The 24,437-nt window shown below is 67.5% G+C and carries 20 protein-coding genes; 17 read left to right on the top strand and 3 right to left on the bottom strand.

Translation table 11 applies throughout. From position 1 onward, the window contains the following. Window positions 1-80: 80 nt before the first annotated feature. The 16 genes from DL991_RS10815 to DL991_RS10880 all read left to right on the top strand — a co-directional run bounded on the left by DL991_RS10815 (window position 81) and on the right by DL991_RS10880 (window position 16,393). Window positions 81-599, top strand: coding sequence for a hypothetical protein (locus DL991_RS10815; protein ID WP_125783561.1), 519 nt, complete (start codon window positions 81-83; stop codon window positions 597-599). After that, the gene (locus tag DL991_RS10820) at window positions 589-1,695 is read left to right on the top strand and encodes an aminotransferase class I/II-fold pyridoxal phosphate-dependent enzyme (protein WP_125783563.1); all 1,107 of its coding nucleotides are present in this window, start codon (window positions 589-591) and stop codon (window positions 1,693-1,695) included. The genes DL991_RS10815 and DL991_RS10820 overlap by 11 nt, the downstream gene beginning before the upstream one ends. Beyond that, entirely contained in the window at window positions 1,692-1,829 is a 138-nt protein-coding gene (locus DL991_RS42615; protein WP_158634423.1) for a hypothetical protein, read from the top strand. The genes DL991_RS10820 and DL991_RS42615 overlap by 4 nt, the downstream gene beginning before the upstream one ends. A 213-nt stretch (window positions 1,830-2,042) precedes the next feature. Next, window positions 2,043-3,083 carry a hypothetical protein gene (locus DL991_RS10825; RefSeq protein WP_125783565.1) on the top strand — a complete coding sequence of 347 codons (1,041 nt, stop codon included), beginning with the start codon at window positions 2,043-2,045 and terminating at the stop codon, window positions 3,081-3,083. A 65-nt stretch (window positions 3,084-3,148) separates the two neighbouring features. Beyond that, window positions 3,149-4,279 (top strand): alpha/beta fold hydrolase, encoded by a 1,131-nt coding sequence (locus DL991_RS10830; protein ID WP_125783567.1) that lies wholly within the window; start codon window positions 3,149-3,151, stop codon window positions 4,277-4,279. After that, complete coding sequence (locus tag DL991_RS42920) at window positions 4,276-4,902, top strand: hypothetical protein (protein WP_199753912.1); 627 nt, start codon at window positions 4,276-4,278, stop codon at window positions 4,900-4,902. Before DL991_RS10830 ends, DL991_RS42920 begins: the two co-directional genes overlap by 4 nt. Continuing rightward, the gene (locus DL991_RS10835) at window positions 4,902-6,026 is read left to right on the top strand and encodes a C40 family peptidase (protein WP_199753913.1); all 1,125 of its coding nucleotides are present in this window, start codon (window positions 4,902-4,904) and stop codon (window positions 6,024-6,026) included. Before DL991_RS42920 ends, DL991_RS10835 begins: the two co-directional genes overlap by 1 nt. 47 nt (window positions 6,027-6,073) lie before the next feature. Continuing rightward, entirely contained in the window at window positions 6,074-7,237 is a 1,164-nt protein-coding gene (locus tag DL991_RS10840; RefSeq protein WP_125783571.1) for a cobalamin biosynthesis protein CobQ, read from the top strand. Then, on the top strand, window positions 7,234-7,566 hold the full coding sequence (locus DL991_RS10845) for a hypothetical protein (RefSeq protein WP_125783573.1): 333 nt from the start codon (window positions 7,234-7,236) through the stop codon (window positions 7,564-7,566). Before DL991_RS10840 ends, DL991_RS10845 begins: the two co-directional genes overlap by 4 nt. A gap of 9 nt (window positions 7,567-7,575) precedes the next feature. Then, a complete protein-coding gene (locus tag DL991_RS10850) occupies window positions 7,576-8,256 on the top strand; it encodes a hypothetical protein (protein WP_125783575.1) in 681 nt (226 codons plus the stop codon). Between the two features lie 22 nt (window positions 8,257-8,278). Beyond that, window positions 8,279-10,486 (top strand): hypothetical protein, encoded by a 2,208-nt coding sequence (locus DL991_RS10855; protein WP_125783577.1) that lies wholly within the window; start codon window positions 8,279-8,281, stop codon window positions 10,484-10,486. Next, a complete protein-coding gene (locus DL991_RS10860) occupies window positions 10,483-11,982 on the top strand; it encodes an SCO6880 family protein (protein WP_125783579.1) in 1,500 nt (499 codons plus the stop codon). Before DL991_RS10855 ends, DL991_RS10860 begins: the two co-directional genes overlap by 4 nt. Continuing rightward, complete coding sequence (locus DL991_RS10865) at window positions 11,982-12,341, top strand: WhiB family transcriptional regulator (protein WP_125783581.1); 360 nt, start codon at window positions 11,982-11,984, stop codon at window positions 12,339-12,341. Before DL991_RS10860 ends, DL991_RS10865 begins: the two co-directional genes overlap by 1 nt. Next, window positions 12,341-13,825: an ATP/GTP-binding protein gene (locus tag DL991_RS10870; protein WP_233598782.1), complete on the top strand. Its 1,485-nt coding sequence runs from the start codon at window positions 12,341-12,343 to the stop codon at window positions 13,823-13,825. Before DL991_RS10865 ends, DL991_RS10870 begins: the two co-directional genes overlap by 1 nt. Continuing rightward, window positions 13,812-15,653 (top strand): type IV secretory system conjugative DNA transfer family protein, encoded by a 1,842-nt coding sequence (locus DL991_RS10875; RefSeq protein ID WP_125783583.1) that lies wholly within the window; start codon window positions 13,812-13,814, stop codon window positions 15,651-15,653. Before DL991_RS10870 ends, DL991_RS10875 begins: the two co-directional genes overlap by 14 nt. Window positions 15,654-15,712: 59 nt before the next feature. Continuing rightward, the gene (locus tag DL991_RS10880; protein ID WP_125783585.1) at window positions 15,713-16,393 is read left to right on the top strand and encodes a hypothetical protein; all 681 of its coding nucleotides are present in this window, start codon (window positions 15,713-15,715) and stop codon (window positions 16,391-16,393) included. Window positions 16,394-16,864: 471 nt separating this feature from the next. Here DL991_RS10880 and mobF read toward each other — a convergent pair whose 3' ends face one another. Beyond that, a complete protein-coding gene (mobF, locus tag DL991_RS10885) occupies window positions 16,865-21,460 on the bottom strand; it encodes a MobF family relaxase (protein ID WP_125783587.1) in 4,596 nt (1,531 codons plus the stop codon). Window positions 21,461-21,997: 537 nt separating this feature from the next. Between mobF and DL991_RS10890 the strand changes: the two genes are divergently transcribed. Further along, entirely contained in the window at window positions 21,998-22,561 is a 564-nt protein-coding gene (locus tag DL991_RS10890; RefSeq protein WP_125783589.1) for a hypothetical protein, read from the top strand. A 518-nt stretch (window positions 22,562-23,079) separates the two neighbouring features. Here DL991_RS10890 and DL991_RS10895 read toward each other — a convergent pair. After that, window positions 23,080-23,520, bottom strand: a complete 441-nt coding sequence (locus DL991_RS10895; protein ID WP_125783591.1) for a single-stranded DNA-binding protein — start codon at window positions 23,518-23,520, stop codon at window positions 23,080-23,082. A 476-nt stretch (window positions 23,521-23,996) separates the two neighbouring features. Beyond that, window positions 23,997-24,308: a hypothetical protein gene (locus DL991_RS10900; RefSeq protein ID WP_125783593.1), complete on the bottom strand. Its 312-nt coding sequence runs from the start codon at window positions 24,306-24,308 to the stop codon at window positions 23,997-23,999. Window positions 24,309-24,437: the final 129 nt, after the last annotated feature.

Raw genomic sequence — 24,437 nt, forward strand, 5'->3', positions numbered from 1 at the left:
GATGTACCCGTCACTCGCGACCCGGGGCCGTTCCCCCGATTGACAAGCCTTCACGTCTGACTGTCCAAGGAGGACCCACAATGACCCGCCAACTGCATCGTCTGCTGCACACCACGACGAACCCGGTGGCTGACTATCAGACCGGGCCGCAGCGCCAGCTGCTCGCGCCAGCTGTCCACGCAGGAGTCGCACCGATCAAGTCTCTGTCGTCCGGCGTCGTGCGCATGCCCGGTTTCCACCATGCCCTGCCACACGTGCATACGCGTTCCGAGATCACCATTTTCGTAGCGCACGGCTTGGTCGCCTCCCTTGTCGGAGACGAACTCGAGCACCTGTTTATCCACAGCCCTTACTCGATCATGACCGTCGGAGCGGGTGTCCCGCATGTCGGTGTGAATCTCTCCGCCGAGGTCGCGACGGTGTTCGAGGCCCGCACGGACCCCGCGTTCAACGAGGACGTGGAACGCGTTCCCCGGCTCGACACCCTTGCGGTTGCGCGGGTCGCGCAAGTACAGAACGACTTCCGGAACGGGGCGTTCAAGGAGCAGCTGCAATCGGCGTCCTGGAGCTCAGCGGTGTGGGCTGGCGATGACAACTGACACGAACCCCCCGCAGTTCACGACGCCGCGCCGAATCGGCGGAATCACCCGTCTGGCAGCCAACGAACTCCCGCATGCCCCGCCCGCACCGGTCCGTGCCGCCGTCGCCGACCATGTGCAGCTCAACCGCTACCCTGATCCGCGCAGCGCGACGCTGGTCAATGCGCTTGCCGAGCATCTGCGGACACCGTCGGAGCAGATCATGCTCGGGGCAGGATCATCGTCGATCCTTCAGCGCCTCACACGAATCGTGTGCAGCAGTCCGGACGACGCGGTCCTGTGGACGACACCGGCGTTCGACGCGTTCGACATTTTCGCCCGGCAAGCGGGCGTGCGGGCCCAGCGGGTTCCGCACACCGGCGGCGATGCTCTGGACCTGGACGCGGTCCTCGCGGCCGTCACCCCAGCCACGCGCATGATCGTCGTGGTTAATCCGCACAACCCCACCGGGGCGGTCGCGCGAACCTCCGCGCTGCGCGCGTTCCTCTCCAGCCTCGATGACAACGTCACGGTTGTGCTCGACGAGGCGTACCGCGACTTCGTCACCGATCCCGATGTCCCCGACGGCGTCGAGCTCGCCCATGCACACTGGGCGGCGGGGCACGAGAACATCGCCGTCGTCCGGACGTTCTCGAAAGCTCATGGGCTCGCCGGTGCACGGGTCGGATACGGCGTCGCGTCGACAGAGCTGGCGCGGAAAGTGCGCGACGGCGCGATTCCACGTGAGATCAGCACGACTGCCCAGGTCGCCGGGGTAGCGGCCCTCAAGAGTCGTACCTCGACCGACCGCAACATTTCCCGCGTGGTCGCGGAACGAACCCGCGTGGTCGCAGAGCTGCGCCGGATCGGTTACGCACCAGGCGAGTCACACGGCAACTTCCTGTGGCTTCCGCTCGCCGAGGATGCTGGCCGATTTGCCGCGCACTGTTACGACGACGGAGTCCTCGTGCTGGACGTCGCCGACTACGGAGTGCGCGTCACCGTCGGCACCCCGACGGACAACGACAGTTTCTTGCGGTCCGCGCACACCTGGATTACCGGCCGCCCACGGTCGGCCAAACCCACGCTTTCCCCTGGCAACAAGGAGAAGAGATGAACACGCCGGCTCGACCTGAGCCGCGAATCACCATGGCCATCGAGCTCTCCCCCGCTGGCAGCAAGCCCTCGTGCCCGCCCCACCACACCCGCAACGGCGTCTCCGAACACGAATCCCTGCCTGGCCGGTACTGACGCACTGGCATGCCAGCGACGCCCGCAGACACAACGACCGTATGCGGGCGCCGCACCCGAGCTGCGCGGGGGCGATCGCCCCCCGGCGCCCCCGCGCACCACACCCACCCGCCTTCAATCAGGCCCATCCGCCTGGTCCGACCTCCCGAGGAGCACGTCATGTCCGTAGCCGCACCGTCCGCTCCACCTCGGAATCAATGGACTGTCCGCCCGATGGAGATCCACCCAGTTGGGACCGTCCCCATCGGCGCGGGCGGTGACCCGTTCTCCACCATGCAATGGCACCTCGACCACCAGCACGGTGTTCCCCTGACCGGCCTTCCGTTCGACATCACCGACGACCGGTGGATCATCGCCTGGCTCGACTCCCGGGAACTCGTGACCGGCCTGGCCAAAGCCCGCCCAGGGGAGAGCCGCGGGTACACCGACATGCCTTACTACACGGTCGAGCCCGGTCACCGCCTCTCCCCCGCCGATCTCGCGCTTGGTCGTGTCGAGCAGACCGCCGCAGCCTTCGCCGTGAAAGACCGTCTCACCGGTCACCAGATTCCGCAGCGGCTACAGGTCAGCATCCCGAACGCCTTGGACCTCGCCTATTTCGTCTCCGGCTCGACCGCGGCCGCACCCGATTGGATGGTCGATGCCCAGGCCATGCTCAACGGCGAGATCCGCGAGATCGCCGGCCGCTGGGGCGACGCGGTCCAGCTACAGCTGGAAAGCCCATCGATCCTTCTGGCCTATCACGCCACGCCACGCGACTTCTGGTCACAACTGACCGCACAGCTGGCCCTCCAGGTCTCCGAGACCATCAGCGTCGCGCCGGACGCCCATTGGATTCTGCACCTGTGCTACGGCGACCTTGAGCATCGGGCGCTGTTCGAACCGACCGACCTCGACGCAGCCGTGCTGTTCCTCAACGCTCTCGCCGACATCCTCACCGAACGCGGGGTGCCCATGCCCCGCGTACACCTCCCCGTTGCGCACGGCAGCGCTGCGCCGTCGAACGATCCCGACTTCTTCGCCGCGCTGCGCAGGCTCCGGCGCGGAATCGACGTCATCGCCGGCGTCGTCGCGGAAGAACACCCGGACGAGACGCGGACGGCCCTGGCGTTGATGACCGACGCCCTCGGAGGGCCAGTCTCCGCGATCGGAGCGGCCTGCGGCCTCGGACGGCGAACCATCGCGGCAGGTGGCGCGAACTACGCGTTCGCCGCGAGCGTGGCTCGCGCGTGGACGGCGACCAGCACCGGATAAGCACGGCTGACCGAACGGCCGCGCTCCACAAAAACTTTTCTGTCTCATTACCTGTAGGGGGAAATATGAGGGGACGTCACACCAGAACCCGCAACCACCCGCGCCGGTCCATCCCGGTGCAGGCGTCCGGCAGACGACAGCATGGGCGACACCGCCGTAGTCGTCGCCCGTTCCACGCCGCTGTCGTCCTCCTGATCGCGCTCGCCGCGGGCGTACTTGCCGCGGGCGGCGCGTCCGCAGCCACGGAACCGGCCCGCGCCGCATGCACCGACCTCGATATCCCGGTGGCCTCTGGACTGGTTGCCGCCAGGATGCACGCGTCACTCTGCCTTCCCTCCTCGCCCGCGGCTGACATTCCGCTGCAGGTCTTGGTCTCCGGAGGCACCTACAACCACACCTACTGGTCGGGGCTCGGCCTACCGGCCTACTCCTATACCGCACGAGCGACCAGCGCCGGATTCGCGACACTGGCGGTTGACCGGATCGGCACCGGCGCCAGCTCACACCCGCTGAGCACCCTGGTCACGGCCAGCATGCAGGCCGACGCCTTGCACCAGGTGATCACTCGCGCCCGGTCCGGCGGTCTCACCGGGCAGAAGCACGCCCGGGTCGCACTCGCCGGTCACTCATTGGGCAGCATGGCTGCGGTCATCGCCGCCGCACGTCACCCCGCCGACGTTGACGCCCTCATCCTCACTGGCTACAGCCACCGGATCGCGCCCGCTGAACTTCTGACCTCCTTGGCCTCCATGTACCCCGCCGCGTTGGAGGGGCGCCCGTTGGACCCTGGATATCTGACGACCAGACCTGGTGTCCGCGGCTCCCTCTTTCACGCCACCGGCGAGGTTGATCCCGCCATGCTCGCTGCCGACGAGGCCACGAAGGACGTCGCGAGCGCGACCGAGCTTCCCGGCGTTCTGGTCGGCCTCTCCCGCGACACCTCGCGGCGGATCACCGCCCCGGTGCTGGAAGCCAACGGCGAGAAGGACTCCTGGGCGTGCACGGCCGTGGACTGCACAAGCGCGGACTCCCTGCGCGCGGCCGAACAGGGCTATTTCACCGCGCCGCTGACGACCTACGTGCAGCCACACACGGGGCATTCGCTGGCACTTGCGCGTGACGGCGGCGCCTTCACCGACTTCGCCTCCGGGTGGCTGCACCACGTGCTGGCAGAGACCGCACGGAGCAGGGCATGACCCGGCTCTCGACGCAACTGCTACTGGCTGGCGTGGTGCTCACGACAGCACTGGGCGGCTGCTCGGACCAGAAAACCACGGAGGCGCCGCAGCCGCAGGGTTCGGCACCGATCTCATCGACCGCGCAAGGGCAGTTCACGCTGCCACCTGTCGCTCCGATCACGCCGACCTCCGCCAACACAGAACCGACCGGGGTGCCGCCCGCTGTTGCGCCTCCGCAAGTGGACGGCGCCCTGTTCACCGATCCGCTCCGGGTGACGACGGCATGGATGCGGCAGTTCTGCCAGACCGACTTCATGGAGCCGATCAACGGGAACCTGACCCGGGCGGCGACCTACGCGACGCTGGAAGCCACCGCCGCGGACACCACCCACGGCGACACCGCACAGAGCTACCAGCAGATGCAGAATCAGAAGCTGGCCACTCGCTGCGACCAGGTCGAGGCATCGATCAACCCGGAAGCGCCCACGACGCCGTCGATGGTCTACGTGCAGGTGTCGGCGGCGCGCACCCAGCTCGCCGACGGCCGACCGTTCCAGACACTCCCGCTGGTCAGCACTCGTCGCGTGGTTCGTGGCGGCGACGGCCGGTGGCTGGTCGATGCCGCAGTGGACGCGGGCTGATGAAGGTCCTGCTGATCGTTCCCGCCGCCGTCGTCGCGCTGGTCGTCAGTGCCGTCCTGGTGCTCGGCGGCCATGAGGCCGCGGCAGTCGTTCCCGGTCCGCCGACCTGCACCGCACCTACGTCCACGCCAGCAGCACCTCGTCAGCCAGGCGACACCTTCGGCGGCATCACCCTGTCACCGGAGAAAGTCGACACCGTTCAGAAGATCCTCGGCACCGCGAAGGGCCGGAGGATCACTAAACGCGGTGCGACCGTCGCGATCCAGACGGCTTACCAGGAGTCCAAACTGGACCCTCACAACGACAAAGGCCGGGCGCTCGGAACGTTCCAGCAGATCGCACCCGGCCCGTACGAGGCGTACACCGGCTACGACCCGCACGACACCGCCGCGGCCGCCGGCGGATTCTTCACCGTCCTGATGAAACGCGTTCCCGGTTACGACGCCGACCCGCGCACCAACCACGACCTCGCCCAAGAGGTCCAGCGCAGCGGCGCCGGAGCACAGGAATACGCCCAGTGGCAGACATTCGCCGAAGCCATCACCAACGCGCTCTACGACGGTTCCGGCCCGCCACTGCGATGCACCGACCAATCCGCGAAAGGCAAGATCGCCGTCACCATTCGCGGCAACGAGGTCACGTTGCCGCCGGAAGCCGGAGTGTCCGGGCAGATCATCGCTCCGACACCGCAAACCGCGAAAGCGATCGGCTCGGGCCTGGCGTGGCTGGGAACCCCGTACGCATGGGGCGGCGGTAACGCCGACGGGCCGACCAAGGGCATCAGTGACAACGGTGGCGCCGCAGACAAGCACGGTGATACCAGCAAAATCGGGTTCGACTGCGCCGGGCTGACCGCCTACGCCTATGCCCAGGCCGGTGTCAAGCTCACCCGTCCATCGCGGACACAGCTGACCAACGCGAAGCACGTGGTGCAGTTTTCCCTGGCAGAGCCGGGAGATCTTCTGTTCTGGGGAACCCACCACGTCGCCATGTACCTCGGCCAGTTCGAAGGCCAGCATCAGATGCTCGAAGCACCGCAAAGCGGTGACGTTGTCAAAGTGTCGAAAGTGCGTACCGGCGGCGATTTCCGCGGTGTCGCCGCTCGGCCGATTCCAGGGAGGTGAGAGAAATGCGACCTGGCGATGCCTCAGAATACGGTGCGGAAGAACCGGTGGATCTCACCCGCACGGGCGGCCCGCCACTACCACGACCGCCACACGCGCCGTCGGAGGCGCCCGAGACTCGCGCGCTGGACAGTGCTGGCCTGGCCGCCGCGCCGCCGGTCACCGCCGACCCCGCGAGCTGGGGCTGGCGAGGCAGGCTTCGCCGTGCCACCTTCGGCGTGATCAAGCCGAAGCCAAGCCACGCCGAAACCCGGCACCGCCTGGCCGAAGTCGCTGTGCGCCAGTACATCGGCGGCGCACGACTCATTATGGTCGCGAACCCGAAGGGTGGTTCCCGCAAGACCACGACCGCGCTCATGCTCGGCCACGTGTTCGCTACGCTGCGCGGCGGCTCGACGGTGGTGTGGGACAACAACGAGGCCCGCGGCACGCTCGCCGAGCGGGCCGAGATCACCACACCGGCGACCACGGTGACTCATCTGCTCGCCGCGTTCGAGCGGCTGATCGGACCGGCCGGTTCCGCGGGCGACATGAGCCACTACCTGCGAACGCAACCCAGCCGCGCGGAAATTCTGGCCGCCGACGCCGACGCGGGACGACGAGGCCAGATCGGCTCGGCCGAGACCGGCCGTATCGGGCTGCTGCTGTCGCGTTACTACCGCCTGACGGTGATGGACACCGGCACGAATCCGCGATCGGGAGCGTGGCAGTGGGCCGCTCATCAGGCCGACGTGCTGGTCGTGCCGATCACCTGCGATCCGGACGTCGTTCAACTGGCGGCGTGGATGCTCGACACGCTGAGCGCGATCGGCCGCGCGGATCTGGCGGCAGCAGCGGTGACGGTGATCAGCCCGTCGGCGACCGCGCCGGATCCACGGGTGAGGTCACGAGTCCTGGAGTACTTCAGTGCGCGGACCGCGGTCGTGGTCGAGGTTCCCTTCGACCCTCAGCTGGCTGGCGGCGCGCCTGTCGTGTTCGACCGGACGAGCCAGGCATCGCGGCGAGCGTGGGTCGCCGCTGCGGCCGCGGTCGCCGACCGGCTCGCCGCGCGCGAACGCACCCGGCCGGACCAGATGCCGACTTCGCCGGGCACCGGTCCGCTCCAGCAGGAATCGGCACAGCAACCGGTGGCCACGCAGGCCGGCACCGAGCCACGAGGAGCCGAAGCTTCGGTGACCGAACTGCCCGCACGAAGGGCGAAAGCACAATGAGCAATGTCTACTTTGCACAGACAGCAGTGGAGTTTCTCTCCCAGCAGGGAACCAGGAACCCCTTCGACGGGGTCATACCGGATTTCAACGTCTTCGGGATCCAGTTCACCAAGGCGTGGAAGAAGGTTCTCGCGGGGCTCTGGGGACTGACGTTTGTCTGGCTGGCCGGCGGTGCGCTCCGCGCCGCCTACCAACTGCAGGAGGCCAAGAAGGGCGGATACCAGGCCAGCATCCTTGAACACACCGACGGCATCAAACGTCTGGGTATGGCTCTGGCGGTCGTGTCCGGTATTGGGATCATCTTCGGAGCAGTTGTCGCCCTCTTCTAGGAGATGATCATGACGAAACTCGTGCAGCACACCCCGGCCCGTCGCTCCCGTACTGGACTGTGGGTTGGGGTCGCTGTGTCCGCGCTCGTGGCCGGGGCCGCGTTGGGCCGCTGGGTGTTCCCGGCCGAGTCTCCGGCCGCGGGCGTCACCGGGCCGATAGGCGGAATCGCGCCGGCGGGCGGGATCGTCGCGGCACCGCATGGCCCGGTGAAGATCAACCAGGGCGTGCCCTCCGGCTACACCCGCGATCGCGCCGGGGCCGCCACGGCAGGCATCAACGCGGTGCAGCTGGTGACCAACCTCGCCCACGGTCAAGCCGCCCCGGAGATCGCGAGCACCACGTGGACGGCCAGCACCGCCGACGACGGCACCCGGCGGGCGCTCTCCACTCGGCCCGGTAGCGCCGACCAGACCAGCAAGATCCCGGCGACCACGCGGGTGACCGCCTACACCGACGCTGCCGCGACGGTCGAGGTGTGGGTCGTGGCGGTCGGGTCCGGGGATGCGATCGGCGGTGGTACGAACACCGCCGCGCGCTGGAGCACTCACACCATCCAGCTGACGTGGGAGACCGGCGACTGGAAGGTGGCGGGTCTGCGCGCGAACTCCGGCCCGCAACCGGGAGACACCAACGCCGCTCCGGCCACCGCGCCGCTGACGAACGGTCTTTACACCTACTACATCAACTAACGCCTGAACGTTAGGGGGGAGCATGTTCCACCGTATCGCCGCACTGATCCTCACTGTGCTGGCGTTCCTGGTCATGGCCGCGCCCACCGCGCTGGCCGACCCGAACACCCCGGTCGGCGGAGGACAGCTGCCGCAAGGCTTCCCCGTCGAACTGCGGAAATACGTCGTGGGTACCGAGGAATTCAGGGACGCCCCATGGTTCCGTGACCCGTCGTGTATCGACCACGGCGGGAATGTCGGCCTGTATCTCAACGCGATCATGCTCGACGAGCCGCGGCTGATGTACTGGTCGCTTCCTCCCGAATCCCGAAAACTGTTCTGGGGCGGCCCTTTCGGTGGAAAGGACGCCGATCCGAACAAGGAGCCACCATCGCTGCCGAACCTGTTCCCTGCCAGTGCCGCCGACCGGGACGCCTACCGGGTCCCCACCGGTGAGGGTGGGTGCGCGAGCAAGCTGCAGAAATGGGCGAACCTGGCGAACAACGCGTGGGGCTTCACCTGGGTCTCCGCTCCGGACCCAGCGAGCCTGGAGCGGATGAAGGCGTTACCGCCGCTCTACCCGTCCGAGCTCCCGGTGGAGGAGTTCACCGGTGCGTGCGTCAAGGCGAAGTCCCCTTTCTGCGAGAAGGCGTTCTTCGTCGATTGCGCCAAGGTCGCCAGCGACCCGGTACAGCATCCCCAGTGCGTCGAGTGGAACGTCGCCATAGGGAAGTTGTTCACGGGAATGGCGGCGTTCATCGAAAGCAACTCGTCATGGCTGGACAACGTGAAGCGTTTCCTCGAACTCGTCGGCGACACGCTCTACACCGGCGGGAAGTGGGTGGTCAACGCGTTCGCGGGGGTCGCGATGGCTCCGGCTGAGGTGGGCAAGTTCGTCGCGAATCCGTCGTCGGCGATCGATGATCTCGCCAACGCGCTGCACCAAGGCGCCACGACCTTCACCACCACGGTGTTGCAAGGGCTGGCCAGCGTGGGGAATTTCGACCCCACGGCACCGTGGTTCCTGAGCATGTACGCGGCCAGCAGCGGAATCGGCATCGTGGTCATGGCGGCCATGGCGTTGCTGATGCTGTGGCGGACGGCCCATGGCGGCGGGGGCCGGGAGGAACTCCAGGAGGCGTTGTTCAAACGCCTTCCCCTCGGGCTGTTCCTCGCGGTCTTCTCCCCTGCGATCGCCACGGTGCTGCTGGAGATGACGCGCGGTCTGACCAACGGCATCGCGGCGTGGGACGCCGGCTACCTCAACTCCGCGGTGGTCAAACTCGGTCTGCTCGGGAAAGTCTCCGTCGCGCTCCTTCCCGGCGGCGTGTTCATCGCGATTCTCATCTTCTTGCTGATGATTTTGGGCGCCTTCGCCGTGTTCGCGGGCCTGGTGGTGCAGTCGGTGGCGTTGCCGCTGGCCGGGGCGGTGGCCGGGATTTCGTGGGGGATGCTGATTCATCCGAAGTACCGTACGAAAGCGCTCAAGCCACCGATGATGTTCGTCGGCATGGCGTTCATGCCCCCGCTGTTGTTCCTGTTGCTCGGATTCATCTTCGCGGTGATCGACGGCAACCTGACCATTCCGGCGATACAGAGCGGCGGGTTGCCTCTGCTGGCGCAACTGGCCACAGCGGGCTTCGCAATGCTCATGGTGGGCCTGGCACCGTTTTCGCTTCTCAAGTACGCGCCTCTGCTGCCGACCGAGGCTGACAGCCACGACACCCAGCCATCAGGTGGTTTCGGTACCTCGTCTGTCGTCGGCGCGGGGGTTGGCGCGATCGCGGTCCGGGGAGCTGGGTCGGCATCCGGCGGCGGCAGCCCGACCGGCGGCGGAAACGGACACTCGATCCAGAGCAACTACGGCCGCCAGCAGGAACCACCTCGTGGGTCCCAGCGGCCGCAGCCCCGTTCCGGTTCTCCGGCCGCGGGACACCCAGGAAAACCGGGTGGCACCGGTGTTCCTGGTGGTACGGGCGCCGCCGGTTCGCCGGGATCGTCCGGCCAGGCCGGTGGCATGACATCGACTGGGCGGCAGGCCGCGACCGCTGCGGGTGGCGCGGTCGTGAACGGCGGTGCGGCCGCCGGAACGACCGCGGGCGCCGCGCAAGCAGGGGCGGCCAGCGGAGCAGCCGCCGGGCCATGGGGTGTTGTCGCCCAGGCCGCAGTAGCGGGCTTCAACAAGGCACGCACCGCCGCGCATCGCGCTCCGGAAGTCGACGAGGACGTGGTGCGAGGTGACAGACGATGAGGATCTCCGTACTCGGAGGCGAGATCGGCCGCCGCGGCCTGTTCGGCTCGCTGCCGAAACCCGCGGTCGCACTGTTGGGCCTGTCCACGGCCGGGGCGTTCATCCTGTGGCTCGGCGTGGGCGGCATGAGCGGCGCAGCCGCCGGATTCGCGCTGCTCGGCCTGACCTACGCCCTGGTCCGTCCGTGGTCGCAGCGCCGGTCGATCGCCGAGCAATGGATGTGGGCTTTCAGATGGCGGATCCGGCGCCGCCGTGGGGAAACCCAGTACACCGCTCCAGCGCAGATCCGCGAGATGGAGCCGGACTCGTGGCCGCTCCCGTTGTGGGATCGTCCTATTCCGCTCGGGCGGGTCGAGCCACTCGACCTGGCAGGGACCGGCTGGGAGTCGATGTTCATCCTGCACCACCACAATCCCGGCGAGCGCGCCTATCTGTCGGTGGTGATGGAGGTCCAGGGCCAGGCGTCCGGTCTGCGCACTGATCGAGCCTACGATTCGGCGTCTATTCAGTACGGTGTTCTGCTCGCGCAACTGGGCAAGGCCGGTAGCTACATCCGCGGATTGCAGCAGCTCAACCGGATCGTGCCGCACGACCCGGCACCACACCGCGCGTTCATGTCCGGCCGGGTGTCGCGGCGTGGTGGCCTCGAGGACATCATCGCCTCCTACGAGGACCTGATCGACCTCACCGCCGTGTCAGCCGAGCAGCATCGTAACTACCTCATCGCGCGGATCCCGCTGACCGGTGAATTCTTCGAGGAGTCCCAATCCTACGGCGAGGGTGTCGCGGGATGGGCCGGGCTCGTGCATGAGGAACTCGCCCGGATGGCCGACCTCGCCGTCCGCGCCGAGCTGACCCGCCCGCGTGTCCTGGGCGAGCAGCGGACCTGCGCGATGCTGCGCAGCCTGCAAGACCCGCGGTGGCCGATCGATCAGCACGAGGGCGTGCGATGGGAGAACTGCTGGCAGTCCTACCGCACCGAACGGGACCGGCAAATCGTCAACGACCGCTGGCACACCCGCACCGCGGTGCTCCCCCGCGCGGGCATCGCCCCCGCGAAGCTGGGACCGCGCTGGCTGGCGCCGCTGCTGACGGCGGTCAACCCGTCGGTGATCCGCACGCTGAGCGTCCGGATGGAGTTCATCCCGGACAGGATCGCCCGCGCCAGGGCTGTCGTCGACGTCGCTCAGGACGGTGCGTCCTTGCAAGGCGCGGACCAGAAAGGGCAGGTCGGCGACGGCACCGACGAGGTCATGCTGTCGGCCTCGGCGCGGCGGCTGCACGATCTCGCGCCCGGCTCCGGGCATCAGGGAGTGGACTGGTCGATGGCGATCTCGGTGACCGCCTCGGATCCGGCGGAGCTGCGGCGGGCGTGCATGCGGGTCGCCAACGAGGCCGCGCAGTCGGCGCTGACCGATCTGGACTGGCAGGACACCCAGCACGACGTCGCCGTGCTGTCCACCTACCCGCTCGCGCGGGGAATGGCGGTGGCCTGATGCGCGGGCCGACCAGCTTCCACCTTCAGCGCCTCGCCGACATCGACGGATGCTTCGACGACGACCCATGGACGTTGCAGTCCATCGTGGAAAACGAGCCTTCCCGCCGCTGCCGGAACGTCGATCCGGAACGGTTCTTCCCGCCCGACAGCGCCCGGTTCCTCGGGCGCGACCTGCTCATCGAGAGGGAACGCGTCGCGAACCTGTGCGGGGACTGTCCCGTCCGAACCCAGTGCCTCGCTGGCGCTCTGCTGCGCGGCGAGGCCTACGGCAGCTGGGGTGGCGTGTCCCAGCCGGACTACCAGATCATCCGGCGCCTGTGGCGCGAGGACCAGGACAGTCGACGAGAGGCGGCGTGATGATTCTCCGTTCCCCAGCCGCGCGGGCCAACCACACGCCGCCTCAAGTGGGCTGGCAGCCGCCGCAACCACCGTCGCAACGGCCCGAACCTCAGTTCACCCCGCCGCCGCGCCGACGGCGGTGGCTGGATCGCTGGGGCTGGTACGAGCCACGGGTCGACCCGATGCACACCACGACACGGCAAGCCGAGGCGCTGAACCTGGCACTGTCCTCACCGCCGACCAGCTATCGCGGACTCATCGTCGGCACAGACCTGCTCTCGGGACAGCTGGTCACCCACGACCCGTTCGTGTCCTATGAGGACAAACTGATCAGCTCGCCGAACGCCGCCGTCATCGGCGACGTCGGCAAGGGCAAGTCCTCGCTGCTGAAAACCTGGGCATGCACCCGGCAGCTGCTGCTCGACAACCGCCGAGTCGTGGTGCTGGACAAAAAGCTCCAAGCCGGGGCCGGTGAATACACCGCGCTGGCCAAGTTTCTCGGCGCGCCGAGCATCCGGTTCACCGTCGACGGCCGGGGTTCGCGGCTGAACCTGCTGGACCCGGTGATCGCGCTCGGGGATGACCAGGCCGGCAACCTGGACGCCGACGCCGACGCCGACCCCGGTGGCGGGCTGGCGCGCCCGACCGGTCAGATGATGCTGCTGCGCGCGGTGCTCGCGGAAGCTCTCGGCCGACCGGTCAGCGAGCGCGAGGGCAAAGCCCTTCGGCTCGCACTGGTCTCAGCTACCCGGGACGCGCACAACCGCACTCGCGTGCCGGTGATCAGTGACATCGTCCACCACCTGCTCCATCCCTCCGACGACCAGGCACGCGTGCTGAACCGGCGGGTCCGGGAACTACAAGACTGGGGTTTGGACCCCGCGTTTGCGCTCGAGCGGATGATCGAGGAGGACCTCGCCGGGCTGGTCGACGCCGAAACCAGCCGAGACGTGCATCTCGACCACCCCTCGGGCTTCACCCATTTCGACATCTCGGCCCTGCCACTTGACGGCCCCGCGCTGCGGGTGGTCATGACACTGATCAACACCTGGCAAGCGAACATGCTCGCCCGCCGCTCAGGCGAGGGCCAGCAGACAGTCAACGTAATCGAAGAGGGCTGGCATGTCGCCGAAGGCTCAGTCGGAGCGATCTTCCGCCGCAACACGAAGTTGTCCCGCGGGCTGGGTCTGGCCACGATCGCCGGGTTCCACCACGTCTCCGACCTTCCCCTCGACTCCCCCGCCCGCTCGCTGTTGCAAGAAGCCGAGACCGTGTTCGTGTACGGGCAAGGCAGCCAGGACGACGCCGAGGCCTGCGTGGAGCTCTACAACCTCCCCGCCGGCACCGAAGAAACGATCATGGCGCTGGAGCAGGGCACCTGCTTGCTCAAAGTCGGCAGCCGGGACCCGATCCTGCTGCGGCACGAACGCTCACAGCGCGAGATCGCGCTGACCGACACCGACGACGCCCTGACAGGGATCAGCAGTCGTGTCGCAGCGTGACCAGGAACCACTCCACAACACGTCCGCGCGGCCGCCGGTCAGCACCTTCTATCCGATGGTCACCGCGGTGCTGGTCGGCCTCGCTCTCGCGGCGCTGCTCGGCGCGGCGCTGTCCGGACTGATCAGCGGCGCGGGCTGGGCGTGGCCACCTCTTACTCAGCAGCCCCTGGTGCTAGGGCGCTGGCTGACCAGCCCGGGCGATCCCGCGGCTGCGTGGCGCACCGATCCGCGCCCAGGCCCGGCCCTCCTGACCTATCTCCTCTTGGGGTTGATCGTGGCTGCCGAAGGGGCGCTGTGGTGGCGGATCTCAGCGTGGCGGCGATGGATCCGCAGCCGCCGGGGCGGTCACCGGACTGGGCTGGCCGACAAGGCCACTGTCCTCGCTCGGCTCGGCGCCGCCGCTGTGGCGAGATCCGCTCGCCGCCTGCGCCCCTCACTCGAAGGCGTCCGCTCACTCAGCCCGGACGACGCGGGGGCGTTCTTCGCACGCTGGCCGGGGACTGGCGAAGGCCTCTACGGAACCCACGAAGACTCCAAGCTGGTCGTCGCACCCCAGCGGATGGGCAAGACCCAACGCCAGGCTGTGTCGGACGTCCTGCGCGCACCCGGTGCGCTGCTGGCCACCTCGACCCGCTTTGACGTCGTTGAGCTCACCATCATGGATCGAAGCAAGCGCGGCCGGATCTGGGTTTTTGATCCCGAGAGTCGGGTTCCCTGGCCGGACAAGCTTCGGTGGAACCCCATCGCCGGGTGCGAGGATTTCGACGTCGCGCTTCGCCGATCGGTCGCCATCTGCAGTGCGATGCCGCTGGAAGACACCAAGAACGGCGGCTACTTCTCGGGCAAGAGCGAAGGTGTCCTCGCGGCGATGCTGCACGCTGCCGCGCTCAGCGGAGCCGGTCTGGAGAGCATCTGGTACTGGACCACCAGCCAGTCCTACCAGCCCGCACAGATCCTCGACACCCACGCTGATGCGGCACCCGCGATCGGCAGCGGACTGCGGAACCTCCTCGACAGCCTCAAAAGCACCAGCGACACCAGCGGCGCCGGCGGCATCTACTCCACACTGGAGCTGATCTTGCGGCCGCTGAACTCGCCGACCGTCATGCGCTCCCTGACTCCGAAGCCAGGCGACAAGTCGTTCGATATCGACGTCTTCATCCTGTCCGGCACCGACACGCTGTACATGATTTCCCGCGGCCGCAAGAACTCCGCCGCACCCATGATCACTGCTCTCATGGCCGAAATCCTCCACCGCACGGACATTCTGTCGCAGAAGCCAGGAATTGAGCAGTTCACCAAACGCGCACAGGGAGATCTCCGGCTGGACCCGCCGTTTCGGGTCGTCATGGATGAAGCAAGCGGCATCACACCGCTTGATGATCTCGCCGCCCGGCTGGCCGATTCTGGCGGGCGTGGAGTCCAGCTGTATGTCTACGTTCAGTCCCTGTCACAGCTGCGGCAACGCTGGGGGCCCGAGCAGGCCACGGAGATCTGGGACAACGCGTCGATCAAGCTCATCCTCGGTGGCCTGAGCAACGCGAAGGACTTGCAGAGCATCTCCGAGCTGTTGCGCGAACGAGCGGTCGACCAGGCCAGCGTGTCGACCGGGACGGGACGCGACCAGGTGACCATCTCGCCGCGCATGCAACGCGCCCTGACTGTCGACGGGATCAGGGAACTCGGCGAGGGCGAGGCACTGTTGTTCTACCGGAACATGAGAGCCGCCCGGGTTGAACTGCCCGGCTGGTGGGAATCCCCGGACATCCGCGACCGGGTGATCGCCAGTCGCGAGGAAACCCGCCGAATCGTCACGCTCTCCCAGTAATTCTCAAAACCCGGAACCGAATCACCAGCGCAGCCTCAGACTCACTCAAAGGGCGGAGAATGACTGAGACCGAGCCGCCGGAGCCCCCGGACGATGACACCAGCGTTCCGGTCGTCGACATCGAGATGGTGCCGGAAGTTGTCGCCGAACTCGCCGCCACCACCGAACAACACGAAGAGCTGCTCCGCGAACTCGGCGGCATTGTGGCGGAACTCGGCGGCCAGGCTGCGACACAGTCCGAAGAACTCACCGCCTTGCACACCGGCTTTCACAAGCTGGAAAAGACACTGGTCGACCAGACCAATGTGGCGCAGCCGTCCCGTTGGGCGTGGGAGTTCCTCAACCGCGACGCCGCGGCGCAGCTCTGGAAGGAGACGCGATGGTTCGTCGACTACCTCACCCGCCGCTACCCCTTCGGAACCGAAGTCAGTCTCCCGCCCTGCTGGTACCGGCACACCATCGCCGTCGACGAGCTCTCCGACCTCTACGCTGCCTGGCGCGAAGCCTACTGCGGTAGTGACCGGCCGTCCTCGGCCATGACTGCCTGGCGGGACCGCTGGCTATGGCCGTGCCTTACCCGGCTCGCCGCACATGCCAACTGGCGAGAGTGCAAGGAATCACGCCGACACGTCGAGCCCATCGCCCGGCAGGACCCGACCGACAGCGAGTTCGAGTCGTTCGTTGCAGCCAACGTTGCAAGGCACCCCGAACTCGACGACCAAAACCTTCCGTGGCTCTAAGCTCGTGTGAACCGAACACCGCGGTCGCGACCGGGCACGCAGTATAGTCAATTCGCCGATAGCGTTCCTCTGTCGTCAGCTGAGTGACCGCTAGCGGCAAACAGGACGTCGCCGTGACTGCTCTGTGTATCGTCGCGAAACCTCTTAAGGTGCCCACCTTGGAATAATCGGGCTAGTGCCAACACGAAGAGCGAGGCGGGGACGATATCCACGGACCCGGAAGTGAAATGCTGAAGCAATCCAGATGGAGTTGAGTACGGGACGCGCCTGTGGTCCACAGACAGGGAGATTCGCCGCCGTGCGAATACTGAGCGGGCAGACCAGATAGAACAAGTCCCCCGGATGAACGACAGGCGCGCTTCGCCGAGCAGGTGCAGTTTTCCGTGTAGCCGGCCGGCATTTTGGCAGCCTTACCAGGATCAGCCATTGGGTAGGGCGTCGTCAGGCTTGGGTTCGATTCCCGGCGGTGTGTCAGAAGCCGGGGCGCGGGCCCTGCCCTGCCCCAGGCCGGCGGGGATCCTGATGCGGGTGGGGTTGATTCTTCCTCTGTTGTTCGGCGATGCGTTCGGCGCGGGCCTTGGTTTCGTGGGCCTGACTGGGCTTTCCTGCTGTTGTGACAGGTGCCGGAAGGTCCTTGTTTTGCTCCAGGGCCTTGTCCGGTTGCGCCGGGGTCGCCCGGTGCCCGACGTCGAGCGCCGCCGCGCGTTCGAGGTAGCCGCGTGCTTGGAGGACGGCGTCGTACGCCGCGCGGGGCTCTCCGTCAGCCAGGGGCGGTCCGATGGGGTCGGGTCCGGTGATTTTGTGTTGTTCCCGGTAGGCGGCTATGGCGGTGACGGCCGCGAGGTAGCGGGCTCGTGGTGCGGCACCATCAGGCGGCGGACCGAGTTGTTCGACCCACTCGGGGCGGTCGCGCAGGGCTTGGCGGCCGAGGTCGACAACGCGCGCACGGATGCGGCGTGCGTCAGCGGCGATGGCGGTAGCGAGCGCCTTCCCGCGGCCGTCTTGTCGTTCGGAGTCCGGCGGTGCAGGGACCCAGCTGGGCCACATGGCGTCGCGGTGGCGGGCTGGTGCGGGCTGCTCCGGCCGACGAGGTTCCGCGGCGGGCGTGCCAGTCGCGGGCGCGGGGTGCCGGGTCAGCTGCTCGATGGTCTGTTGGTAGGCCGGGACGAGGAGGTTGAGCCGGGCGGGGGCGTCGGGGTGTGCTGGTGGGAGTTCGACTGGGCGTGGTCGCTCGCTGGTCGAGGGGCTGGCGGGTTCCTGTGGTGTGAGTGCGGCACGAATTCTGGAGGCGGCGTAGGCGCTGGGGTTGTCGATCCTGGGGCGGAGCAGGTAGTCGGGGTCGAGGTCGCGCACGATGCTGCGCGGGTCGTGTCCGGTGCGTGCGGCTGTGGCGAGGTTGCGTGCGACGGCGCCGAATGCGGTGCCGGTGATGACGCGGTCGACGGCGGCGTGCTCGCCCCATTCCTGGCGGAGCAGGGTGGCGGCGATGTCGCGCTGGGCTTGTTCGACGGCGTCGGCGCGGGCTTGGCGCTGTGCTTTGGTCAGAGGGCGGACTGGCGGTGTGGAGGTTGAGGGGTCGGCGAGTGCGGCGGCTTTGACCAGGGCGGCGGTGAGTCGGGCGGCGTCGCGGACAGGTGGTGCGATCAGGTCGTCGGGGTTGATGTCTCGGATCAGGTCGCGGGGGTTGCGGCCGGTTTTGTCGGCGCGGTCGAGGACGAGGGTGAGGGTGCGGAACGCGGCGCTGTGGACGACGCGGTCGACGGCGGGGTGGTCCTCCCATTCATCGCGGAGCAGTTGTTCGGTTTTGACGCGGCGGATGATGTCTGCGGTGTGGAGGCGGGGGCGCAGCGCGCGGTGTTGCTCGATCTCTTCCGGGGTTTTTTTCGTGGGGTCCGGCAGTGCGGGCTCTGTTTTGCGGCTTGCGGCGGTGGGGTCGTCGAGGAGACCGAGATCGACCAGGGTCGGGATGTCGTTGCGGTTGAATTCGGTAGCTTTCGCGCGGCTGATGACTTTGGTGATGACGCGCTGAGTTCGTTCCCACGCGAGGCGGGGGAAGCCGAGCAGGTAAAGGTCTTGGGCGGTTTCGAGCTCTTTGCGGGCGAGGAACATCCAGACGGCGAGTTTGTGGCGGCTGGCGGCGACGAAGGTGCCGGGGTTGTCTGCACCGGCGGCGGAGAACAGCACCGCTCCGCCTCGGCGCTCACCATCGGGTCCGCTCCAGGTGGCATCGTCGGACCCGACGGTCAGGCCTTGGCCTTTGTGGATGGTGATGGCGTAACCGAGGTTCAGGCCGCCTTTGGCGATGAAGTCGGGGGTGAGGTCGGCGTGTTCGATGACGCGGCCGTCGCGGGTGGCGCGTTCCCAGTGGACGGCGACGTTACCGTCGTCGTCGATGGTGTCGATGACGCCGCGGTAGCCGTTGAGGATGTCGGGTTCCCCGAGGCGGCGTTCGTTGACCCGGACCATGACATGGTCGCCTTCGCTGAGGATGATGGTCCGGCCTCGGGCGATGTCGTACGCGCGGGTTTCGCCGAGTTCACCGGCGACGGCGCGCAGGGCTTGGGCTCCGTCGTTGAGCCGGTCGACCATTTCGTTGGTGGCGGCGACCATGACGAGGCCGCGTTGCTCGGTGAGCGGGTCGGGTGCGCCTTGGCGTTGGTCGAGCCAGGTGGCCAGCATCGCAGCGATGGCTTCCTGGCCGGTTTCGGTGGCGATGAGGCGGTCGCGGCCGGCCCAGGAGGTGAGTGCTTCGCTGTAGTCACCGCGGCGCCATGCGGCGATGGCGGCGCGTTCGTCGGCGCTGGCCTGGCGGCGATTCTGGTGGAGTTCGCCGCCGCCGACGAGGGCGTGGATGACGGCGAAGCTGGAGCCGACTCCGACGCCGCGGAGTTGCTTGGGGTCGCCGATTTCCAGGATTTTTGTCCGGGAGGCGTTGGCGGCGAGGTAGAGCTGGGCACGTGCCCGGTCGTCAATCATTCCGGCTTCGTCGAGCACGAACACGTCGATGCCGTGCAGTCCCGGTCCGTTCTCGATGCGGTGGAGCCATTGTGCGATGGTGCGGCTGGGGATGCCGGATTCGGCTTGCAGGGTCTGGGCGGTCAAACCCTGGGTTGCGGTGCCGGCGATGACGAATCCGTCGGCTTCGTAGGCCACGCGCACGGCGTCCATGAGGGTGGTCTTCCCGCTGCCCGGCGGCCCGACGAGAGTGTCGAGCCCGGCTCCGGAGGTGGTGATGCGCAGCAGCTGGCGCCATTGCTCGGCGGAGAGCTCGAATCCGCCGCTGGCTTCGATGGTGTTGGCCGCGAGTTCGGCGGTCTCGCGTTCGACGCGGATGCTGGTCTGGTCGCGATGGCTGGCTTCGGCCTTCGCGACGATGACTTCCTCGGCGGCGATGACGTCGGACGTGGTGTAGAGCGTGGCGTTGGCCATGTGCTCGGCGCCGAGCTGGCGGCGCTCGCCGTTAGTGGGCACCACTTCGGCACCGGGCGGGGTGCCGGGGTCGTCAGCGTCGCGGAGCTTGACGAAACCTGTTTGTTCGAGGACGTGGTCGGCCAGTCGTTCGATGTCGGCTTGTGTTCCACCGGCGGGAAGGGCGTCCGCGACGGCGATGATCGCATCGAGGCGAGAGAAGCGTCGGCCGTGCGCGGTAACGCCCGTCTCCGGGTGCTGCAGCTGTACGGCGAGTTCTTCCAGGTTTGGGGCACGGGGGCTTGCCGCGGCGGATGCGCTGCCGCCGAAAGGAGCGCGGGCGATCTGGTCAGGGTCGAGACCGGCGGCGATGGCTTCGTCTCGCCAGTATTCGGCGTGGGTCTGGTGTGATGCGGTCACGCTGTCGCTCTTGCGTTCGCGGGTCATGCCGGCGGCGACCCGCCGGACGGCTGCGGTGGCTTCCTCGGGATTCAGCCCCATCTCGACGAGTGCGGCTTCGATGCCCTCACCGCGTTTGGAGAACAAGGCGATCGCCTCGTCGGGGACCGCGGCGATCTCCCACAGGCCAGTCCGTTCACTACGGCGGAACGTCATCCCGTAGCGGTTACTTAGGACGTTGCGCACTCCGGCTTGGAGCAGCTTGTCGACCACGGGTGCGTGGCGCATGAGGTCGCGGCCGCCGGCGGCGATCGTGGACCATTTCCCGTCTTCGCCTTTGGTCATGTTGGCGATGGTGTAGTGCACGTGCCAGTGCGGATCCCCGATCGGCGCGCCGTCGACCGGTCGTGCTGTCCGGTGGAACATCGCCCAACCGGCGAACCCGTTTCCTGGGGTGATGTCGGCGGTCTGGCCGTCGCCGTGGTGGCCACGCATCCCGTAGGCGACGGCGTTTTCCACCCAGTTGAACGTCATCATGGCCTGGTCGGTGTAGATGGCCCTGACGTCGGCGTAGGTGTCAGGATCGACTGACTTGAGGAGGCCGAGCAGGGCGGTGAACGATCCGGGAAGGGTGAGGGTCGCGTCGTAGGCGACGTTACCGATCACGATCCGGTTGTCGATGTGCTGCTGGCTGCCGTCGGGGAGGGTGATCGTGCGGGTCAAGTTCGAGAGCGCTTCGGTGAAGACGTCCGCGCCCCAGATGTCGGCGGGGGCGAGTTCGGCGGCGTCGGCGAGCTGGCCAGCGTGGTCTGCGCGTAGTGCCGCACTCTCGCCTTGACGACGTACGGATCGTTTAGCGCGGGCGAACATGGTGCGCATTCGGGCGCTGACGAGCACCTGATCGAGGGGGACGTCGGCCTCGCGGGCGACACCTTCGATCATCCTGATAAGGGGTGCAAGGGCGAGCTTCGCTTCGTGTGGGACGCCTTTTTTGTGCGCGACGAGTTGTTCGCCGGTGCTCGGGTGATAGCCGTTGACCAGGGCGCGAGCTTTGTCGAATTGGTCGGGGGCGAGTTCGGTTCCGGCCTCGATTCCGAGGTCGGCGAGTCCTTTTCCGACCCACACGAGTGGCTGCTCGCGCATGTCGAGATGGTCGGCGAGCTGGGTGTCGGTGATGGCCTCACCCAGGCAGCCGTGTCCGATGCCCAGTCGGTAGTCGATTTGGGCTGGATCGGAGCCGATAGGCGTTATCCACGCCATCCAGTTCACCCCCTGCGGTGAGCTGGGAAAACGATCTCACCCAAGATCATTGTTCCTCTTTCGCGTGACGATACCTTAGCTCAAAGTTGTTGATCTTGTGGGCGGTTTACCGCCCACAAGGCCCGCGTCAGCGGGCAACGACGCGGTCGGCCGTCAGGCCGTCCGTTGTCCTTTCACCTCGCCTTCGGCGAGGTGTGTCCGCGTCAGCGGACATCCCGCTCGCTTGCGAGCGGGCGTCGTCGCAGCGGAGCGGAGACGACAGAAAGGACGGTCGGCCGTCAGGCCGTCAGTGGTCAGAATCGGAGCGGGCAGCCGCGTCGCCGGCTTGTGCCGTGCGCGCGGCTCTGCCGTCTGCGGCGAGCGCACGTTCACGCGTTCGGAAAGGACACTTAGCCCGGGCGAACGGCCACTAGGTCACGAGGGGAACGCGGCATCGAAGGGGATGTCCCGACAGGACAATCGGATGCGGCGGGCGGGGGGGGTGATCTAGCGTCGGTGCAGGGAGGGGGCTCGAAACGAGCCTCGGGAGTGGTCGCGGTGGCTTTGACCGCAAGCGAAATCAGGAAGAAGATCCGTCGGCAGGCTGAGGAGGAGCGGCGGGCGCGGGAAGAGGCGGTTGTCGAGGTTGCTTCGGCGGCTTCGGCGGCGAAGAAGGCCCGCAGTGAGAACGACGCACGGTTGCGCTCGGCGTTTGATGCAGCGTTGAAATTGCCGCACGGCGACGCTCGCGTGGCGGAGTTACAGACGTTGTTCGACGCGGCGCTGGCCGGTGCTGAGGAGGTGAGGGATGTGGAGTTGGCGGTAGGTCGCGCGGTGCTATCGGCTACCAGGGAACGGCGGGTGACGCAGGCGAAGCTAGCGGAGTTCACGGGTCTTCGGGTTGAGGATCTCCGGGCGTGGGCTGAGCTGGCGATGCCAGCGGATTCGTCGGAGCGAGTCAACCGTGCCGGGTCGGCGAGAGAGGTGGATGCTGCGCCGGAACGACAGCATCCTTCCAGCGGGTTCGCGGTGGTCGTGCCGACACCTTCCGACGGGAGCTCAGCTGACGGGAGCACGAACAGCAGTGAGCCGGGCGCGGATCAATTCGCTGCTGATGAGTGAGCTGAGGCTGCGCCAGTACAAACCGTCGTCATCGTGGTGACGTTTCTGGTCGTTGGTGCGGCTGGTAATGCGGCACCGTTCGCCGGGTCCTGTTCAGCTCGGCTCGGTGCGACTGGGTCCAGGCGCGCGCGAGCCTGGACCCAGTCGCGGTTCACTCGTGTAGCGACACCAAGACTGTGCGGTGGCGGGCCGGTGGTATGGGCCTGCGGTACATGCGAACGTCGGCGCGGACTCCACGCACGTCGCTGCGCCCGTTCCATTCCGGGCTGTTCGGGTCAGTGCGGTGCCATCGGTAGCCGGTCGTGATCCGGACCTCGTTTGGGTTGAAGGTGAGTCCGTAGTGGAGTGCGTAGCTGCGGAGCGATTTCAGTGCGGCGCTGCGAAGGTCGGAGCCTGCGGGGTGTTGGTCTTGGTAGGCGTAGCGGCTGACGTGGACGCTGGTCATGGTTCGGTCTCCGGCTGGGCGGTCTGGCGATACGCCTGGTGCCCGGCACCGGGTGGTGCCGGGCACCGGTGGTTCACGCGGCTGCGGCGACGGGGGTGGTGAGCTGTTCGCGGTTGTTCTCGTTTCCGCGTTCGGTGGTGGTCTTGCCGGTCTTGGTGATGACGGCGGTGGCGTAGGTGAGGTCGGCGCCGCCGGTTGAGGTGACGAACTTGATGCGGTTGACGGGGTAGTCCTTGCCGGCTGGGACGTAGCTGTCGTCGCGGAACCGGCCGATGACGATGACCCTGACACCGACTCCGTTCTTTTCGTGGCCTGCGAAGGTGGTTTGCAGGTTTTCGGCGAGGCGGTTGTAGGCGATGACCCTCACCTTGACGGGGTCGTTGATCCAGCGACGCTGGCTGTCGTAGTAGCCGTTGTCGACCTTGATCGTGAAGGTCAGTTCGGCGGCGCCGGTCCGGGTGGTGCGGTAGCCCTCGATGTACGAGACGTTGCCGACGAGCGTGTTGTCGTTCATGGTGTTGCTCCCTTGAGGCTTGGGTCTGTGGAACGCGGCTGTGCCTCAGCGGGGTGGTCCGGGGGTCCGGAGGACGGCGGGGGTTCTGGTCCGCTGGTCCGGTGATCCGCAGCGGAGCGAGGACGGTCACCGGACCAGCGGGCCAGGGTTCATCGGCGCTTGCCCCTGGGCCGCTCTGCTGACCTGTGGGCGTCCACGGGGGCGAGGTCGAGGGGGCTTCGCTGTGGGCGTTGACGGGTTTGAGGTGGTGTCTGCGCTCGCTGGGTACTGCTGGTGGCCGGGGGTGGGGAAGTTCCGGACGGGAACGGTCGGCGGGCCCGATGGTAGCGGGCGGTGCGCCCGTGCTCGCGCGCATCGCGCGGCACGGCGGGTGGCCCGTGGCGGGCGGGTTTCGCGTTGTCGCGGTGCTGAGGCAGGCGGTGTTGTGCGGGTGCCCGGCCGGGGCTCGGTTCAGGGTCCCGGCCGGGCTTCTGGGGTTACCAGCGGGTGGCGGCGTTGTTGCGGCCCTTGGGGGCGTAGCGCGAGATGCGCTGGTCTTCGTTGAGGGCGGCGGTGAGTTTGGGGATGTTGACTGTGGTGGTGTCGGTGTAGGGGGTGACGAGGGCGAGGATGTCGCTGGCGTTGGTGTATTCGCCGGTGTTGATGCCTTCCCAGAGCACGTTTTCGGGGGTGGCTCCGGGGGCGTCGCGGTAGACGCGGGCGAAGAACGTGCGGATGCGCGAGTCCCAACCGACGATGATGACGTGGTGGGGCGAGGAGCTGTTGGGGGTGAGGGTGTGTTCGGTCATCGGTGCGTGCCCTTTCAGCGGGTGGTGTGCTGACGGGCGCGGGGCTGCACCGCGGTGGAGGGCCCGCAGGGCGGCGGGGGTTCTGGCCCGCCGGGTCCGGTGGCCCGCAGCGGGGCGAGGACCGGCACC

It is taken from the genome of Amycolatopsis sp. WAC 01375 (assembly GCF_003947325.1).
GTDB lineage: Bacteria > Actinomycetota > Actinomycetes > Mycobacteriales > Pseudonocardiaceae > Amycolatopsis.

What these genes read in the sequence shown, in the direction of transcription:
- DL991_RS10815 (WP_125783561.1), top strand. Translation starts at nt 81, where the DNA reads ATGACCCGCCAACTGCATCGTCTGCTGCACACCACGACGAACCCGGTG.
- DL991_RS10820 (WP_125783563.1), top strand. Translation starts at nt 589, where the DNA reads ATGACAACTGACACGAACCCCCCGCAGTTCACGACGCCGCGCCGAATC.
- DL991_RS42615 (WP_158634423.1), top strand. Translation starts at nt 1,692, where the DNA reads ATGAACACGCCGGCTCGACCTGAGCCGCGAATCACCATGGCCATCGAG.
- DL991_RS10825 (WP_125783565.1), top strand. Translation starts at nt 2,043, where the DNA reads ATGGAGATCCACCCAGTTGGGACCGTCCCCATCGGCGCGGGCGGTGAC.
- DL991_RS10830 (WP_125783567.1), top strand. Translation starts at nt 3,149, where the DNA reads ATGAGGGGACGTCACACCAGAACCCGCAACCACCCGCGCCGGTCCATC.
- DL991_RS42920 (WP_199753912.1), top strand. Translation starts at nt 4,276, where the DNA reads ATGACCCGGCTCTCGACGCAACTGCTACTGGCTGGCGTGGTGCTCACG.
- DL991_RS10835 (WP_199753913.1), top strand. Translation starts at nt 4,902, where the DNA reads ATGAAGGTCCTGCTGATCGTTCCCGCCGCCGTCGTCGCGCTGGTCGTC.
- DL991_RS10845 (WP_125783573.1), top strand. Translation starts at nt 7,234, where the DNA reads ATGAGCAATGTCTACTTTGCACAGACAGCAGTGGAGTTTCTCTCCCAG.
- DL991_RS10850 (WP_125783575.1), top strand. Translation starts at nt 7,576, where the DNA reads ATGACGAAACTCGTGCAGCACACCCCGGCCCGTCGCTCCCGTACTGGA.
- DL991_RS10855 (WP_125783577.1), top strand. Translation starts at nt 8,279, where the DNA reads ATGTTCCACCGTATCGCCGCACTGATCCTCACTGTGCTGGCGTTCCTG.
- DL991_RS10860 (WP_125783579.1), top strand. Translation starts at nt 10,483, where the DNA reads ATGAGGATCTCCGTACTCGGAGGCGAGATCGGCCGCCGCGGCCTGTTC.
- DL991_RS10865 (WP_125783581.1), top strand. Translation starts at nt 11,982, where the DNA reads ATGCGCGGGCCGACCAGCTTCCACCTTCAGCGCCTCGCCGACATCGAC.
- DL991_RS10870 (WP_233598782.1), top strand. Translation starts at nt 12,341, where the DNA reads ATGATTCTCCGTTCCCCAGCCGCGCGGGCCAACCACACGCCGCCTCAA.
- DL991_RS10880 (WP_125783585.1), top strand. Translation starts at nt 15,713, where the DNA reads ATGACTGAGACCGAGCCGCCGGAGCCCCCGGACGATGACACCAGCGTT.
- mobF (WP_125783587.1), bottom strand. Translation starts at nt 21,460, where the DNA reads ATGGCGTGGATAACGCCTATCGGCTCCGATCCAGCCCAAATCGACTAC.
- DL991_RS10895 (WP_125783591.1), bottom strand. Translation starts at nt 23,520, where the DNA reads ATGAACGACAACACGCTCGTCGGCAACGTCTCGTACATCGAGGGCTAC.
- DL991_RS10900 (WP_125783593.1), bottom strand. Translation starts at nt 24,308, where the DNA reads ATGACCGAACACACCCTCACCCCCAACAGCTCCTCGCCCCACCACGTC.